Below are 15,903 nucleotides of genomic sequence, written 5' to 3' on the forward strand. Positions count from 1 at the left end.
CTCCCAGTGTACGGATGCACCGGACGCCGGCCCCATGCTGCGGGACCGGCGTCCGGTGGAGCTGCTGGTGTCGAGGTCAGCGCTTGATCTTGACCGCCTTGGTCGAGACGGTGGCCGAGGTGTAGCCGCTCTTGGCGACGACGGCCCTCAGGGAGATGCGCTTGCCCTGGAGAGCCTTGGTGAGCTTGAGGGTGGCGTTGGTCGCGCCCTTGATCGACGTGCCGTTGGCCAGCCACTGGTAGGAGACGCTGGCGCCGGCCGGAGCCTTCACGACGGCGGTGACGTGCCCGCCGACCTTCGCCTTGCCCTTCAGCGTCGGCTTGGCGACCGAGAGCTTCGGAGCGGTGGTGCTCGCGGCGGGGATCGCGGCACCGGTCAGGAGCTTTGCGCGCAGGCCGTCGACCTGGGCCCGGCTCAGGCCGAGGCCCTTCTCGAAGTAGTTCTCCATGGAGCCGTACTCCTGGGCGACCTGGTCGAGGCCGGCCTGGAGGTACTCGGCGCGGACCTGCATCAGCGGCGTGTACGTCGCCACCATCGCCTGGGCCGCCGCGGTGGCCTGCTCCTCGGTGGCGCCCTTCGCGACGGCACCGTCGTGGGTGGCCTTCTCGATGGCGGCGAGCGACTGCTGCCCGGCGCCGGCCAGGTAGTAGGTGTTGCTCAGCAGGTAGTCGTTCATCACCGTGCCTGCCGGGACGCCGAGCAGGGTGAGCAGCGCCGCGGAGGCCCAACCGGTGCGGTCCTTGCCGGCGGTGCAGTGGTAGAGGCTGACGCCGCTGTCGCCGAGGATGCCGGTGTAGAGGCTCTTGAACGCTGTCTTGGCGGTGTCGCTGTCGACGAACGCGACCTCGCCCTGCGTCATCATGCTCGCCGCCGCGGCGGGCGTGTTGAGACCGGACGGGATCTGCGACGCCGCGGCGCAGGTGGTGGCGTCGGGGGCGGTGATGGTGCCGTCGCCCATCACGTTGAGGTGGAGGCGGGTCGTGCCGGCCGGGACGTAGTCGGGCGCGGAGATCGCCTCGCAGCTGGTGCGGAGGTCGTAGTCCGAGGAGATGCCCAGCGCGTTGAAGGCCGGCTTGTCCGCGTCGCTGATCGAGAGCGCCTGGCTGCGCAGGACCACGCCCTCCTTCACCCACTGGCCGGTGGTGGTGCGGTAGCCGCCCGCATCGCGCAGGTTGGCGTCGCTGGCCAGGCCGAGGTTGCGGCTGGAGACGACCAGCGGCGCGCCGTACGACGCGACGAGCTTCACCCATGGGCGGGTGGCGCTGGAGATGGTGACGGCGCCGGCAGCGGTCGTGCTGGTCGCGGTCGGGGTGGTCGGGAAGCTGGTGGCGCTGGTGCCGACGAAGACCTTCACCGAGGTGACGTCCGCCGGGGCGGTCCACGAGACGGTCCAGTCGCTGCCGCTGATCAGGGTGACGTCGGCGGCCGTGAACGGGATGACACCGGCGTACGCCTTCGTGCTCGCGGGGGCGACACCGGCGGCGTGGGCCGAGATCGACAGGAGGGCGGGGGACAGGAGCGCGGTGGCGGTCGCGAAGGCCGCGACAGCGGCGCGCTTGCGTGCCGAGATGAGGGACATGGCCCGCATCGTGCTGACGCCGTCTAACGTGAAGTGAACGCATGGCCCGGTTTCGGCGAACGGGCACGCAACAACGCCGACGGACGGTTCCTGGGCCATGGGGCCACCGGCGTCTACGGTGGCCCCATGGCCCAGGACGCGTACGTCGCCGCCGGTGAGCGAGAGATCAGGATCTCCAGCCCGGGCCGGGTGGTCTTCGAGGCGACCGAGCGCACCCCGGCCCTGACGAAGCTCGAGATCTGTCGCTACTTCGGCGAGGTCGGCGAGCCGCTGATGCGCGCGATCGGGGAGCGCCCGACGGCGATGGAGCGCTGGCCCGACGGCTGGCGCGAGGGGATGCGGCTGGCGCTCGGGCCGTTCGACAAGGAGGGCGACGGCTTCTACCAGAAGCGCCTGCCCAAGGGCGCCCCCTCCTGGGTCGAGACCGTGCCGATCACCTTCCCCAGCGGTCGCAGCGCCGACGAGCTCTGTCCGACCGAGCCGGGCTCCCTGGTCTGGGCCGCACAGATGGGCGCCCTGACCTTCCACCCCTGGCCGGTGCGCCGCCCACTGGTGGACAGTCCCGACGAGCTGCGGATCGACCTCGACCCGCAGCCGGGTGCGGTCTTCGCGGACGCCCAGCGGGTCGCGGACGTCACCCGCGAGCTGCTCGAGGAGCTCGGCCTGCGCGGCTACGCGAAGACCAGCGGCAACCGCGGCATCCACATCTATGTCCGGATCCGGCCGGAGTGGTCCTTCGAGGAGCTGCGCCACGCCGCGATCGGCCTCGGCCGCGAGCTCGAGCGCCGAGACGGGGGAGTGACCACGAGCTGGTGGAAGGAGCAGCGCCCGGACGGGTCGATCTTCATCGACTTCAACCAGAACAACCGCGATCGTACGATCGCCTCGGCGTGGTCCGTCCGGGCCAGGCCCGGCGCCCCGGTGAGCACGCCGATGACCTGGGCCCGGCTCGCGGAGGTGCGTGACCCGCGCGAGCACAACGTCGTGACGACCCCGGACTTCCTCGCCTCCGAGGGGGACGCGTGGGCGTCGATGGACGAGCAGGCGTACGGGCTGGAGCCGCTCCTCGAGCTGTGGGAGACGCTGCCCGGCGGCGAGCTCAACTTCCCGCCGGACTACCCCAAGATGCCGGGCGAGCCGCCCCGGGTGCAGCCCTCGAAGAAGGTCGCCGAGCATTGGGACGAGCACGGCAACCGGATCGACTCCTAGCCGGGGCAGCAGGCCTCGCCAGCGCGGCTCGCCGCCTCGGCGTGCACGATCAGCGCATCGCGCAACGCGCTCGCCGGCCCGTTGAGGGTGGTGGTGCGGCGCTCGATGAGGACGAGACGCACGGTCGGTGAGGGCTCGGCGAGCGGACGCCGGACGATCAGGCCGGCCTGCTCGAGCGGGTCGCCGGCGACGCTGAAGTCCGGGAGCAGCATCACACCCAGACCCTGGGCGACCATCAGCTTGCCGATCTCGCCGCCGTCCGCGGTGTGGCAGGTCTGCGGCAGCAGATCGCCGAAGAGCCGGTGGGCGAAGCGATGCATCAGGAATCCGGCGCGGACGAGCACGAACCGCTCGGCGCGCAGCTGGTCCGCGGTGATCCGGTCGTTCGTGGCGAGGGGGTGGCCGGCCGGCAGCACGACCGTCGGATAGCAAGCCATCAGATCGGTGCCGCGCAGCGTGGCCGGCAGGTCGTCGCTCTCCAGGATGTTGACCAGCCCGAAGTCGAGCGAGCCCTCCTCGAGGTGTTGCAGGATCTCGGCGGGGGTCAGCGCGATCATCTCCACGCCCGTGCGGGGGTGGCTCTGCTGGAAGGCGCGCAGGCTGGGCGCGACGACCGTCGCCATCGCGGTGTTGACGGTCCCGACCCGGACCACCGTGCTGCTGCGCGCCTCGTGGCCGGCGGCGCGCCGCAGTCGCTCGGCGACATCGAGGAGCTCGGTGATGAGGGGCAGGAGGTCGCGCCCCTGGCGGCTCATCCTGGCTCCCGAGCGCTTGCGGTCCAGCAGGCTCACGCCGAGCTCGCGCTCGAGTCGGGAGATCGCCTCCGACAGGGCCGGCTTGGAGACATGCAGCTGCTCGCTCGCCTGCCGGAGGGATCCGGTCCGGGTGACGGCCGCGACGTACTCGAGCTGTTCCAGGCGCACGGCTGGCGCTCCTCTCGTGGGCGGCAATGCCGACCACCGGGTCGGTGATTCACGGTCACGTGGGACTTGTGACCGCCCACGACATATGGCTAGTCTCCAATGTCTAGTGAAATACTTCAACTAGAAGGGTATGGATGTGAGCGGGCTGCGGTTCCACTGGTTCCTCCCCACCAACGGTGGTGACGGGCGGGACATCGTCGGGGGTGGGCACGGAGTCGACGTGCTGGGTGCGTCCCGTCCCCACACGATCGACTACCTGGGTCAGATCGCCAGGAGCGCCGAACAGCTCGGCTTCGTGGCGGCGCTCACGCCGACCGGCTCCTGGTGCGACGACGCCTGGATCTCCACGGCGATGCTGACCGGCGTGACCAAACGGCTCGATTTCCTGGTCGCCTTCCGCCCCGGGCTCACCTCGCCCTATCTGGCCGCCCAGATGGCCGGCACCTTCCAGAACCTCAGCGAGGGACGCCTGCTGCTCAACGTCGTCACCGGCGGCGAGGAGCACGAGCAGCTGATGTACGGCGACGACCTGGACAAGGCCGCACGCTACGAGCGGGCCGGCGAGTTCCTCCACGTCGTGCGATCGCTGTGGAGCGGCGAGACCGTCGACTTCGAGGGCAAGCACCTGTTCGTACGCGACGCCCGGCTCGAGCAGATCCCGAGCCCCATCCCCGAGCTCTACTTCGGGGGCTCCTCGCCCGAGGCGCTCGAAGTGGCGGCCCGGCATGTCGACGTCTACCTCACGTGGGGTGAGCCGCCGGCGGCGGTGGGCGAGAAGATCACGCGGGTCCGCGAGCTCGCGGACGCCCACGGTCGCGAGCTCCGCTTCGGCGTCCGGCTGCACTCCATCGCCCGCGCCACCTCCGAGGCGGCCTGGGCCGAGGCCGAGCGCCTGCTCGCGCATGTCTCCGACGAGGAGATCGCGGCGGTCCAGGACGGGTTGCGCAAGAGCGCCTCGGAGGGCCAGCGCCGCATGCTCGACCTGCATCGGGGCCGCCGCGACGGACTGGTGATCCATCCGAACCTGTGGGCAGGGGTCGGCCTCCTGCGCGCCGGCGCCGGCACCGCTCTCGTCGGTAGCCATGCCGAGATCGCGGACCTCATCGAGGAGTACGCCGCAGTCGGCGTCTCGGAGTTCGTGCTCTCGGGCTACCCGCACCTCGAGGAGGCGTATTGGTTCGGTGAGGGCGTCCTGCCCGAGCTGGAGCGCCGCGGCCTCTGGAAGCGGCCGCAGTGAGCGGCATCGCGCTGCGCGGCACAGGCGCCCGCGGCACGGAGGGGCGCCGCGTCGGCTGGGTCGACCGCCGTCTCGAAGCCGCGGAGTCGGGCCGAGCCAACCGCACCTGGTACGGCGGCCTCACGGCCGCCCTCATCGCCGTCGGGATCTGGTGGCTCGCGGCCGCGTCCGGGCGCTTCAGCGACCTCCTGCTCCCGGGGCCGGACAAGGTCTGGCATGCGTTCATCCAGTCGGTCACGACCCACGACGGGGTCAAGGGGCTGGCCGGGCACTACCTGTGGGAGCACCTCGCCGCGAGCCTGCGCCGGGTCCTGATCGGCCTCTTCTGGGGCACCCTCGTCGGTGTCCCGCTGGGACTGCTGATCGGGCTCTCCCGCATCGCCGATCGGATCCTCGGACCCGCCGTCGACTTCTTCAAGGCGCTGCCGCCCCTCGGCTACTTCCCACTGCTCATCCTGTGGTTCGGCATTGACGACGGCTCGAAGATCTGGCTGCTCTTCCTGGCCGCCTTCGCGCCGATCACCATCGCCACCGCGGCCGGCGTCAGCAACGTCCGGCACGAGCGGGTCAGCGCCGCGCTGGTGCTGGGAGCCGGCCGGTTCGACCTGATCCGGACGGTGGTGCTGCCCTCCATCGCGGCCGACGTGGTCACCGGCCTGCGGCTCGCCTCCGGCTTCGCCTGGACCACGATCGTGGCCGCCGAGTCGGTCAATGGCACCCCGGGACTGGGCGGCCTCGCCTGGGCGTCGCAGCGGCAGCTCCGAGCGGACATCGCGATCCTCGCGGTCATCGTCGTGGGGCTCACCGCCATCGCCATCGACGCGGCGCTGCGCCTCCTCGAACGTCGCGTCGCGCCGTGGCGCGGCCGCGCCTGAACACCACCGATACATCCGAGAATCCGAAAGAAAGAGAACAGACGATGTCCCGCACCACCCTGCGCCGTCCCGTGCGCCGTCTCCTGGGCCGCACCCTCCTCGTGGCCGGCCTGGTCACCGGAACCGCGCTCGGTCTGGCCGGATGTGGCAGCTCCGACGACTCCGCGAACGCGTCGGGCCAGCCGAAGACGATCCGGATCGGCTACCAGCTCGTCACCAACGGCGACCTGATCGTCAAGAACCAGCAGCTCCTCGAGAAGGCCTTCGGTGATGGGGTGAAGATCGAGTGGCAGCAGTTCGCCTCGGGCGGCGACGTAAACACGGCCTTCGCGGCGGGCAGCCTCGACATCGGCCTGGCCGGCTCGAGCCCGGTCTCACGCGGCCTCTCCACCGGCATCGCGTACGAGGTCCCGTGGATCTACGACGTGATCGGCAACGCGGAGGCCCTGGTGGCCAAGCCCGGCATCGACTCGATCGCCGACCTCAAGGGCAAGACCGTGGCGACGCCGTTCGCCTCGACCTCGCACTACAGCCTGCTCGCCGCACTCAAGGACGCCGGGGTCGACCCCAGCTCGGTCAACATCATCGACTCCGAGCCGGACGCCATCCTGGCCGCCTGGAAGGCGGGCCAGATCGACGCCGCCTACGTGTGGAACCCGACCCTCTCGCAGCTCACCGGCGGTACGACCCTCGTCGACAGCTCGCAGCTGGCGGCCAAGGGCCAGACGACCTACGACCTGGCGGTGGTCTCGAAGAAGTTCGCCGACTCCTACCCCGAGGCGGTGCAGACCTGGATCGACGCCGAGAACGAGGCGGTTGGACAGCTGCAGGCCGGTGACCAGAAGGCGTACGACTCGATCGCGGCGGAGGAGAACATCACGCCGGCCGACGCCGAGGAGCAGACCAAGGGCTTGATCTACGTCAACGCCGCCGACCAGGCGGGGGACACGTACCTCGGCAAGCAGCTGGCCGGCAACCTCTACGCCGAGGCGCAGTTCAACCAGGGCCTGGGCCAGATCGACAGCGTGGCGGACGAGCAGCAGTACACCGACGCTGTTGCTGCCACCTTCGCGGCGGCCTCGAAGTGAGTCGCTCCACCTCCGGTGCGGCCGACCTCGTCCTGGACGGGGTCGGCCACACCTACCACTCCCGCGGGGCCGAGCCGGTCACCGCGCTGACGCCGACCAGCCTCGCGATCGAGGCCGGCTCCTTCGTCGCGCTCGTCGGCCCCTCGGGCTGCGGCAAGTCCACCCTCCTGGAGATCGTCGCCGGGCTGCGGCGCCCGAGCGCCGGCGAGGTGCGCCTCGGTGACGACGTGGTGGTAGGTCCCGGCCGGCGGCGCGGCGTCGTCTTCCAGCACTCGTCCTCGCTGCTGCCCTGGCGCAGCGTGGCCGGCAACGTCGAGCTCGGACTGGAGCTGCAGCACGTGCCCAAGGCCGAGCGTCGGCAGGTCGTCGACGCGGAGCTGGCGCGGGTCGGGCTGAGCGACTTCGCCGAGCGTCGGGTCTACGAGCTGTCCGGTGGCATGCAGCAGCGCACCCAGATCGCCCGCGCGCTCGCGGCCGACCCGGAGGTGCTGCTGCTCGACGAGCCGTTCGGTGCCCTCGACACCTTCACCCGTGAGCACCTGCAGGAGGAGCTGCGCCGGATCTGGAAGGAGACCGGCAAGACGATCGTCTTCGTCACCCACAGCGTCGAGGAGGCGACACTGCTCGCGACCCGGGTGCTGGTGATGAGCCCCCGTCCCGGGCGGGTGATCGAGGATCACGCGGTCGACTTCACCCGGAGCTCGGCCTCGGCCCCCGAGCTGCGCGCCGATCCGGAGTTCGTCGCCTTCGCGTCCCGTCTGCGGGCCTCGATCGGCTCGACGGAGGCGATGGTGTCCGCCCAGGGTCGCTGACGACCCGGCCCGAGGGCCCCTGAAAATGGGGCAGGGCCCGCCGCGCTGATCCCCCGATCGCGCAGCGGGCCTCTTACGAAACACGGAGCAGAGAGTCCCCCGACCTTCTGCTCGGACAAGTCCACGGTGCTTCGAAGCCGCACGGTGCGCCTGCGTCCCCCAGGAGCAAGCGCTCATCGAACTTTACCCGCGCGTAACCCTCGATGCGGCGACAAGCCGGCGTAGATCGGTAACAGAACGGATACATTTTCTGACCGGTCGGCCGGATCGGTGCTGTGGTTCATCGGCCGGGTTCATAAGCCGGGTTCAGAGGCCGGGGTCAGAGGCCGGTCGCGCCGTACTCCTCGCCGGCCTGCTCCGCGAAGCTCTCGTGCTCCAGGAGGTGCAGCACGGGTACGCCCAGCTTGCGGCGGGCCTGGGCGGTCCAGTCGACGTGGAAGAACTCCGCGACCACGTGCGGGCGGGTCAGGATGATCACCTCGCGGCCGTCGACCTGCTGCACGGTGGCGGCGAGCGACTTGATCGCGTCCTCCACCAGGCCCCCGACGGCGGTGGCGCCGTCCTTCGTCAACACGTCGAGGGTCGCGGCCAGGTCGGCCTCCGCGCGCTCGCGGGCGTCCTTCTCCACCGCTGCCAGGTCCGCGCCCTCGGCGAGGATGCTCGGGGCGCCCAGCAGCTCGCTGCTCGGCAGGGAGCCCATCGCGGCCTCGACCCGGGCCGCGGCGTCGTCGACGGGCAGCAGCACGTGGTAGACCACCGGTCCCTCGATGCCCTCGTGGAGGGAGTGGACGCGTGCGGCATCGGCGGCGGTCAGCGCCTGCTCGACGAGGAGGACGACGTCGTACGTCCCGGTGCTCGGCTCATCGTCCGGGCCCGTGCTCGACGCGGTGTTGTCAGTGTCAGCCATGCCTCCGACACTACCCAGAACTCAGTCGCCCAGAACCTGGTTGAGGTCGTACGAGACGGGCTCGTCCAGCTGGTCGTAGCCACACGAGGTGGGGTCACGGTCCGGCCGCCAGCGCTTGAACTGCGCGGTGTGCCGGAAGCGGCGGCCCTCCATGTGGTCGTAGCCCACTTCCAGCACCCGCTCGGGGCGCAACGGGACGAAGCTCAGGTCCTTCCCGGAGGACCAGCGGCTCTGGGTGCCGGGAACGCGATCGGGGTTGGCGGTCAGGAACTCCTGCCAGCGCCCCCACGGGTGCTCCTCGATCGGCACCTCCAGGGGAGCCAGCTCGGCGATCAACTCGGCGCGCCGCTTCGCGGTGAAGGACGCGGCGACGCCGATGTGCTGCAGCTCGCCGTCGTCGTCGTACAGCCCCAGCAGCAGCGAGCCGAGCAGGGGAGTCTCCGGGGTCGACGTCTTGTGCAGCCGGTAGCCGGCGAGCACCACGTCGGCCGTACGCGCGTGCTTGATCTTGAGCATCGTGCGCTGGTTCGGCGCGTACGGCGCCGCGAGCGGCTTCGCCATCACGCCGTCCAGGCCGGCGCCCTCGAACCGGGTGAACCAGGCCGTCGCCTCGGCCGGGTCGGTGGTAGTGCGGGTGAGGTGGCACGGGCCCTCCTCGGGGAGGCCGGCGAGGGCGGCCTCGAGTGCGGCGCGGCGCTCCGAGAAGGGGCGGTCGAGCAGCGAGTCGTCGTCGAGGGCGAGCAGGTCGAAGGCGACGTAGGAGGCAGGGGTCTGCTCGGAGAGCAGCCTGATCCGGGAGGCGGCCGGGTGGATCCGCTCCTGGAGCACCTCGAACTCCAGGCGGTTGCCGCTGGCGACGAAGAGCTCGCCGTCGAGCACGCACCGCGCCGGCAGCTGGGTCCGCATCGCCTCGACCACCTCGGGGAAGTAGCGGGTCAGGGGCTTGGTGTTGCGCGAGGCCAGCTCGACCTCGTCGCCGTCCTTGAACACCAGGCACCGGAAGCCGTCCCACTTGGGCTCGAACGAGAAGGTCTCGGGCGCCGGCACCTTCTCCACCGAGGCGATCGACTTGGCCAGCATCGGCAGGACGGGTGGCATCACCGGGAGGTCCATGCCGCCGATCCTCTCATCGCCGGTACGCCGGGGTGGGGAATGACGGGCCCGCCCGCCGCCCGCCGCTCGCGCCCCCGCCGCCGTTCCGGGTGGCGTCTCCTCCTCCTACCCTCGGCGCCGCCGGTGTGTCCGGCTGGTCGAGTCGCGCTCGACCAGCCGTCCGGTGGCGGGTTCCTCCGGCTCGGGATGGTGGGTGCCGTCCAGACGGTTGACCAGCCGGATGACCGCGAGCCGGGCGAGCAGCTCGGGTTGCAGGTCGACCGCGGTGATCTGCGGTTCGGCGGCGCGCACGTGGGTGGCGTCCGACCCGCAGAGAACTTGGACGTCCTCGGGCACGGCGAGCCCACGCTCGCGCAGGCGCGCCACGGCACCGACGGCGTGCTCGCCGGTGAGGCAGTAGAGCGCATCGGGCGGGTCGTCGCCGACGAAGAGTCGGTCGACGGCTTCGCGTCCGCCGCGGCTGGCATCGCGTTCCGGGGCGCGGACGACGCGCACGGGCTGGCGGTGACGTCGCGCCCACGTCGTGTAGACCGCCTCGGTGTCGATGTTCCACGCGTTGGGCTCGGTGCCCGCGACGAGGGCGATGCGTCGGGCGCCGCCGGCGTGCAGCCGGTCGAGGACGCGCCGGGTGATGGGCTCGGTGAAGATGTCCAGGGCCGGGAGCTCGCGGCCCGGGATCCGGCCCACCGCCACGTAGGGGATGCCGTCGTTGTGCAGCACGTCGACGAGGGGGTCGTCCCGGACCGGCTCGGTGACGATGAATCCGTCGCAGGCCATCGCGGTGGCTGGTGCCCCGGGGCTGGTCGGGTCGGCGACCAGCATCAGTCCGTAGCCCAGCTTCATCGCCTCCACCGCGGCCGCCCCGGCGAACTGGAGGACGTAGTCGATGCCCTCCGGCGGCCCGCCCTCGAGGGTGCGCAGGACCAGGGCGATCACGCCGAGACGGTTGTTGCGCAAGCCGCGCGCCAGGACGTCGGGGCGGTAGCCGAGCGCGGAGGCCGCCCGCCGCACCCGCTCGCGGGTGAGGGGCGCGACGGTCCCGTTCCCGCTGAAGGTGTGCGACACGGTGGTGATCGAGACGCCGGCCTTGCGGGCGACGTCCTGGATCCTCGGTCGCCCCCTCCGCGAGGCCGGTGACTCTGACATGGCGCGAAGGTTATCTGCCCGAACCCCTTCTCCAAAACGATTTGGGTCCCTAGCGTGCTGCCTCATCGCTTCACACCTACGGGAGAACAGATGACCACCACCGCCACCCCCGAGTCGCAGGGCCGTCGCCCGGTCGACGCAGCCGACACGGCCACCCGCGTCGAGACGCACGGCATCGACCACATCCCGGAGACCGAGCGGCACGGCCGCGCCCGCGAGCTCTTCGCGGTGTGGGCGGCTCCGAACGTCAACTACCTCAACCTGCTCATCGGCGGCCTGCTGATCGCCGTCTTCGGGCTGTCGCTGTGGCAGGCGGTCGGGGTGGTGGTGGTCGGGAGCCTCTTCGCGATCTTCCCCGGCATCGTCGCCGCGAGTGGTCCGGCCGCGGGCACGCCGAGCGAGGTGATCATGCGCGCCCTCTTCGGCTCCCGCGCCAATCGCGTCGCGATCCTGGTCAACGGCTGGTTCATCAGCGTCTGCTACCTCGCGATCAACTGGGCGACGGTGGCGGTGGTCAGCTTCGAGCTGGCCCACCGGGTCGGCATCAGCGCCAGCGACCCGGTCAAGGTCGTGCTGATCCTGCTCGTCTCGGCCGTGACGCTCGTGATCAGCGTCTACGGCCACGGCCTGATCGTGCGGCTCTACCAGCCGCTCGCGTGGACGCTGGTCGCCGTCTTCGTGATCGCCTCCGTCTACGTGCTGACCAAGGCCGACTGGGGCTACCAGCCGCAGGCGCCGCTGCACGGTGCACTGCTCTGGGGCAGCCTCGCCGCCGGCGTCGCGACGATCGCCTCGTCCCCGCTCTCCTACAACAACAGCGCCGACTTCGCCCGCTACCTGCCGTCGAGCACGTCACCCGTCTCGGTCGTCTGGTGGACCACGATCGGCTCCGTCCTGCCGAACATGGCCTTCACGATCGTCGGCGTGCTCGCCGCGACCTCGCTCGACATGAGCGACCCGGTGCGCGCCCTGGACGAGGTCCTGCCCTCGTGGTTCGGTCCCATCTTCCTGATCGCGGTCATCCTCGGCACGGTCGCCAACAACGCCATGACGGCCTACAGCTCCGGGCTGGCGCTGCAGGTGGTCGGCATCCGGTGGCGCCGTACCCGCACGGTCCTGCTCGACGGGACCGTGGGCACACTGATGACCCTGTACGCCGTGCTCATCTCGAACTTCCTGGACACCGTGCAGAACGCCCTGCAGCTCGCCGTCGTCGTCCTCGGGCCGGTGATGTCGGTGTACGTCGCCGACATGCTGCTCCGGCGCAACCGCTACGACGGACCGGGCCTGTGCGACGAGAGCCCCGCGAGCCCGTACTGGTACTCCGGCGGCGTCAACGTCGTGGGCGTCCTGTGCTGCGTGCTCGGCATCGCGGTGAGCGCGATGTCTGCCGCGGTCGTCTTCTCGACCGGCGCCAGCTACACCGGCTGGATCGCGGGGTGGCTGAACGGCGTCGACGTCTCCGTCTGGATCGGGAGCTTCCTGCCCGGCCTCGCCTACCTGTTGTTGATGCCCCGCTACCGCGCCGCCCGGAGGTCCTTCGTCGCATGAGCACCGTCCACTACCGCCACGGCCGTGTCCACACCGGCGAGAACTCGTGGGCCGAGTCCCTCGTCGTCCGGGACGGGGTGATCGTCTACGTCGGCGCCGACACCGAAGCCCCACTCGGCGCCCCGCTCGGCGTCGGGGGGATCGAGGGGATCGACGAGGTCGTCGAGCTCGACGGGGCCCTGGTGCTGCCGGGCTTCGTCGATGCCCATACCCACCTGATCGGGATGGGCACCTCGCTACGCCAGGTCGACCTGCTCACCTCCGTCGATCTCGCGGACGTGCAGACGCGATTGGCCGCGGCCGCGACGGCCGACCCCGAGGCTCCCCGGATCGTGGGCCGAAGCTGGCTCTACGGGCCCCTCGACGGAGCCGCGCCGACGCGCCAGATGCTCGACGCCGTCATCCCCGACCGTCCGGTCTACCTGATCTCGAACGACGTGCACACCGGCTGGGTCAACACCGCCGCGCTGCGCGAGCTCGGCATCGACGACGACACGCCCGACCCGATCGGTGGCGCGATCACCCGTGACGCCGACGGGGTGGCGACGGGACTGCTGCACGAGACGGCGGCGCTCGGGCTGATGCGTGACTTCCTCGAGAGCGTCGAGACCGAGGAGAGCATCGACGCCGCCCTGGCCGCGGCCTTCGACCACTACCGGGCCTCGGGGGTCACCGCCGCCATCGACATGGGCCTCGGCGCGCCCGACGTCGCCGCCCTCGAGCGTGCGCTCGAGCGCGGAGGGGGCCGCCTGCCGATCCGCGTCGCCGGTCACTGGGTGATCGATCGGACGTCGTCGACGGAGGGCGACCTGGCCCAGCTGGCGCAGGTGATCGAGCTGCACCGGCGCCTGCAGGGGTCGTGGCTCAAGGTCAACGGCATCAAGATCATGGTCGACGGCGTCATCGACAGCTGCACCGCGGCGATGAGGAAGCCCTTCGCCGACGGGAGCCACCCGGGCCCGATCTGGTCGCGGGAGGCGCTGACGCCCCTGGTCGTCGCGGCCGACGCGGCCGGCCTGCAGATCGCGATGCACGCGATCGGTGACGAGGCCTCCGACATCGCCCTGTCGGCGCTGGAGACCGCGATCGCCGTCAACGGGAGCCGCGAACGCCGACACCGCATCGAGCACCTCGAGACCGTGACCGAGGAGAACGTCGCGCGACTCGCCCGGCTCGGGGTGATCGCCTCGATGCAGCCGGTCCACGCCGACCCGGCCATCCAGGGCACCTGGCGGGCGAACCTGGGCGACGAGCGGATCGACCGGGGCTTCCCCTGGCCCGAGTTCACCGATGCGGGCGCTCGCCTCGCCTTCGGCACCGACGCCCCCACGGCGCCTCACCCGCCGCTGCCGAACATGTTCATCGCCACGACGCGGCGCTCGGCCCTCGACCCGTCGCTTCCCGCGAACATCCCGGCGTACGCGCTCCCGCTGAGCGAGGCGATCGCCCACGCCACCGCGGACGCGGCGTACTCGGGTCAGTGGGAGACGGTGACCGGCACGCTGCGCGAGGGCCTGGCCGCCGACTTCGTCATCCTCGATCGGGATCCGTTCGTGCTGGGTGCCGACGCCCTCCACACCGCCCGGGTGGTCCAGGTGAGCGTCGGCTGACCGGCATCAGGGGAGCGCGGCGTACGCCTGCAGCAGCACGCGTGCCTTGAGCATCGTCTCGTCGTACTCGTCCTCGGGCACGGAGCCCCAGACGATCGCGCCGCCGGTGCCGATCGTGACGCCGTCGGGGGTGCACACGGCGGTGCGGATGACGACGGAGAGATCGATCGAGCCGTCGGCGCCCACGATGCCGAGCGCGCCGGAGTAGATGCCGCGCTGCTCGGGCTCGAGCTCGGCGAGCAGAGCGACGGTGCGCTCCTTCGGGGCGCCGGTCATCGAGCCGGGCGGGAACGCCGCTCGGACCGCGTCCAGCGGGGACGCATCCGGGCGCAGCCGTCCGGTGACGGTGCTGACGAGCTGGTGCACTCCTGCGTAGGACTCGACCTCGAGGTAACCGGGCACGGCCACCGACCCGGCCTCGCACACCTGGTTGAGGTCGTTGCGCAGCAGGTCGACGATCATCAGGTTCTCGGCGCGGGTCTTGGGGTCCGTCGTCAGGGCCGCGGCCGCGGCGGCGTCCACGTCCGGGTCCGGGTGTCGCGCGGCGGTGCCCTTGATCGGTCGCGCGGTCACGGTCCCGCTCGGGCTGACCGTCAGGAAGGTCTCGGGCGTCGCGGAGCAGATCGTCGTCTCGCCCAGGCGCAGGAGGGCCGAGCGTCCGGTGGGGGTACGGGCGCGCAGCTGGCGGTGCAGCGCCAGCGGCTCGTCGATCGGCGGAAGGTGCAGCCGGTTGGTGAGGCAGAGCTCGTACGTCTCGCCGCGGGCGAGCAGCTCCTTGCAGGCGGTGATGTCGGCCAGGTACTCCGTACGGCTGCGGACGGCCCGCGCCGCCGCGGGATCGACCTCCTCGACGGCGACCGGCGCCGTCGCCCCGCGCAGCGGCTCGACCCGTGCGGCGGTGACGCGGAGCCACTCCTCGGCACCCTCACCGGGCAGGGCCCGCAGCTCGGCTCCGGCCGAGGTCAGCGCGATCACCCGCGCGACATGCAGCCAGTGCTCGGCGCCCTCGTACTCGAGACAGCCGACCAGCCCGCCGGGCAGCGGGTCCCGCAGGAGCGGCCCGGTCTGCTCGAGCCGGGAGGTCGGCTCGCCGGTGCCCAGGTAGGTGGTCGGGCCGTCCAGCCAGAATGCGTGCGGCTCCGAGTCGTAGAGCTCCTCGAAGAGCACACTCGGATCGAAGGGCCCCGGGATCGCCCGGCGCAGGACGGCCGTGCCGCGCACCGCCTCGACGAAGGCCGCGACGATCCGGGCCCCGAGCCCGGTCTCGACGGACTCGGGGTGGAACTGGACGCCCCAGCGCGGCAGGTCGTGGACCGCGATCGCCATCACGGTGCCGTCCTCGGCCCAGGCCGTCTCGCCGAAGCCGCTGGTGGGTGTGGAGGTCACGGCGAGCGAGTGGTAGCGGGTCGCGGCGAACCCCTGGGGCAGCCCGGCGAGCAGCCCGTCGTCGCTGTGCCGGATCGAGGCGATCCTTCCGTGCGCCGGCTCGATCGGCGCCACGCCGCCGCCGTGCAGCGCCGCCAGCAGCTGGTGCCCGAGGCAGACCCCCAGCACCGGCACCGTCGAGAGCCGCGCCAGCAGCGCCGGTCCGTAGCCCACGTCGGCGGGGACGAGCGGAGAGCCGGGCCCGGGGGAGAGGACGATCCCGTCCACCTCGGAAAGCGTCAGCAGTGCCGGATCGTCGTTGCGCAGGACGGTCACCTCCGCGCCCGCGGAGGTCAGCAGGGCAGCGAGGTTGAAGGTGTACGAATCGTGGTTGTCCACCAGAACGATGCGCCCCCGTCCGCCCGGACGACGCGGGGTTGAACGTTCCATGAAAGCGAGCCTAATGCGTGTGGTTGGGTAGTCTTTCG

Annotated in this window: 13 protein-coding genes; 7 read left to right on the plus strand and 6 right to left on the minus strand. The window is 71.4% G+C overall.

The annotated features are described in order from the left end of the window. Positions 1-76: 76 nt before the first annotated feature. Positions 77-1,579, minus strand: coding sequence for a tyrosine-protein phosphatase (locus tag ACZ5L9_RS10110; RefSeq protein WP_464536758.1), 1,503 nt, complete (start codon positions 1,577-1,579; stop codon positions 77-79). A gap of 126 nt (positions 1,580-1,705) precedes the next feature. Here ACZ5L9_RS10110 and ACZ5L9_RS10115 point away from each other — a divergent pair, with 126 nt between their 5' ends. Beyond that, positions 1,706-2,788, plus strand: a complete 1,083-nt coding sequence (locus ACZ5L9_RS10115; RefSeq protein WP_464536760.1) for a DNA polymerase domain-containing protein — start codon at positions 1,706-1,708, stop codon at positions 2,786-2,788. On the opposite strand, the gene ACZ5L9_RS10120 is transcribed toward ACZ5L9_RS10115, so the two are convergent. Beyond that, entirely contained in the window at positions 2,785-3,711 is a 927-nt protein-coding gene (locus ACZ5L9_RS10120) for a LysR family transcriptional regulator (RefSeq protein ID WP_464536762.1), read from the minus strand. The two genes, ACZ5L9_RS10115 and ACZ5L9_RS10120, sit on opposite strands and share 4 nt — an antisense overlap. A 136-nt stretch (positions 3,712-3,847) precedes the next feature. Here ACZ5L9_RS10120 and ACZ5L9_RS10125 point away from each other — a divergent pair, with 136 nt between their 5' ends. Genes ACZ5L9_RS10125 through ACZ5L9_RS10140 form a run of 4 tightly spaced genes read left to right on the plus strand, consistent with a single transcriptional unit; the run spans position 3,848 to position 7,723 of the window. After that, positions 3,848-4,948: an LLM class flavin-dependent oxidoreductase gene (locus ACZ5L9_RS10125; RefSeq protein WP_464536764.1), complete on the plus strand. Its 1,101-nt coding sequence runs from the start codon at positions 3,848-3,850 to the stop codon at positions 4,946-4,948. After that, entirely contained in the window at positions 4,945-5,823 is an 879-nt protein-coding gene (locus tag ACZ5L9_RS10130; protein ID WP_464536766.1) for an ABC transporter permease, read from the plus strand. The genes ACZ5L9_RS10125 and ACZ5L9_RS10130 overlap by 4 nt, the downstream gene beginning before the upstream one ends. A 44-nt stretch (positions 5,824-5,867) precedes the next feature. Continuing rightward, positions 5,868-6,911, plus strand: coding sequence for a taurine ABC transporter substrate-binding protein (locus tag ACZ5L9_RS10135; RefSeq protein WP_464536768.1), 1,044 nt, complete (start codon positions 5,868-5,870; stop codon positions 6,909-6,911). Beyond that, complete coding sequence (locus tag ACZ5L9_RS10140; protein WP_464536770.1) at positions 6,908-7,723, plus strand: ABC transporter ATP-binding protein; 816 nt, start codon at positions 6,908-6,910, stop codon at positions 7,721-7,723. The genes ACZ5L9_RS10135 and ACZ5L9_RS10140 overlap by 4 nt, the downstream gene beginning before the upstream one ends. Before the next feature lie 319 nt (positions 7,724-8,042). Here the strand turns inward: ACZ5L9_RS10140 and ACZ5L9_RS10145 are convergent, their stop codons facing one another. The 3 genes from ACZ5L9_RS10145 to ACZ5L9_RS10155 form a co-directional block, all read right to left on the minus strand. Continuing rightward, complete coding sequence (locus ACZ5L9_RS10145) at positions 8,043-8,630, minus strand: hypothetical protein (RefSeq protein WP_464527280.1); 588 nt, start codon at positions 8,628-8,630, stop codon at positions 8,043-8,045. Positions 8,631-8,651: 21 nt separating this feature from the next. Then, complete coding sequence (locus ACZ5L9_RS10150; RefSeq protein ID WP_464527282.1) at positions 8,652-9,743, minus strand: ATP-dependent DNA ligase; 1,092 nt, start codon at positions 9,741-9,743, stop codon at positions 8,652-8,654. A 105-nt stretch (positions 9,744-9,848) separates the two neighbouring features. Further along, positions 9,849-10,889 (minus strand): LacI family DNA-binding transcriptional regulator, encoded by a 1,041-nt coding sequence (locus ACZ5L9_RS10155; RefSeq protein WP_464527284.1) that lies wholly within the window; start codon positions 10,887-10,889, stop codon positions 9,849-9,851. A gap of 90 nt (positions 10,890-10,979) precedes the next feature. On the opposite strand from ACZ5L9_RS10155, the gene ACZ5L9_RS10160 reads away from it, so the two are divergent. Both ACZ5L9_RS10160 and ACZ5L9_RS10165 read left to right on the plus strand, forming a co-directional pair. Continuing rightward, positions 10,980-12,440 carry a purine-cytosine permease family protein gene (locus ACZ5L9_RS10160; RefSeq protein ID WP_464527285.1) on the plus strand — a complete coding sequence of 487 codons (1,461 nt, stop codon included), beginning with the start codon at positions 10,980-10,982 and terminating at the stop codon, positions 12,438-12,440. Then, positions 12,437-14,050, plus strand: coding sequence for an amidohydrolase (locus ACZ5L9_RS10165; protein ID WP_464527286.1), 1,614 nt, complete (start codon positions 12,437-12,439; stop codon positions 14,048-14,050). The genes ACZ5L9_RS10160 and ACZ5L9_RS10165 overlap by 4 nt, the downstream gene beginning before the upstream one ends. 6 nt (positions 14,051-14,056) lie before the next feature. On the opposite strand, the gene ACZ5L9_RS10170 is transcribed toward ACZ5L9_RS10165, so the two are convergent. Next, entirely contained in the window at positions 14,057-15,814 is a 1,758-nt protein-coding gene (locus tag ACZ5L9_RS10170; RefSeq protein WP_464527288.1) for a chorismate-binding protein, read from the minus strand. Positions 15,815-15,903 lie beyond the last annotated feature (89 nt).

Source organism: Nocardioides sp. JCM 18998, assembly GCF_055391535.1.

Coding starts and splice junctions, on each gene's coding strand:
- ACZ5L9_RS10110 (WP_464536758.1), bottom strand. CDS start 1,579: ATGTCCCTCATCTCGGCACGCAAGCGCGCCGCTGTCGCGGCCTTCGCG.
- ACZ5L9_RS10115 (WP_464536760.1), top strand. CDS start 1,706: ATGGCCCAGGACGCGTACGTCGCCGCCGGTGAGCGAGAGATCAGGATC.
- ACZ5L9_RS10135 (WP_464536768.1), top strand. CDS start 5,868: ATGTCCCGCACCACCCTGCGCCGTCCCGTGCGCCGTCTCCTGGGCCGC.
- ACZ5L9_RS10145 (WP_464527280.1), bottom strand. CDS start 8,630: ATGGCTGACACTGACAACACCGCGTCGAGCACGGGCCCGGACGATGAG.
- ACZ5L9_RS10150 (WP_464527282.1), bottom strand. CDS start 9,743: ATGGACCTCCCGGTGATGCCACCCGTCCTGCCGATGCTGGCCAAGTCG.
- ACZ5L9_RS10155 (WP_464527284.1), bottom strand. CDS start 10,889: ATGTCAGAGTCACCGGCCTCGCGGAGGGGGCGACCGAGGATCCAGGAC.
- ACZ5L9_RS10160 (WP_464527285.1), top strand. CDS start 10,980: ATGACCACCACCGCCACCCCCGAGTCGCAGGGCCGTCGCCCGGTCGAC.
- ACZ5L9_RS10165 (WP_464527286.1), top strand. CDS start 12,437: ATGAGCACCGTCCACTACCGCCACGGCCGTGTCCACACCGGCGAGAAC.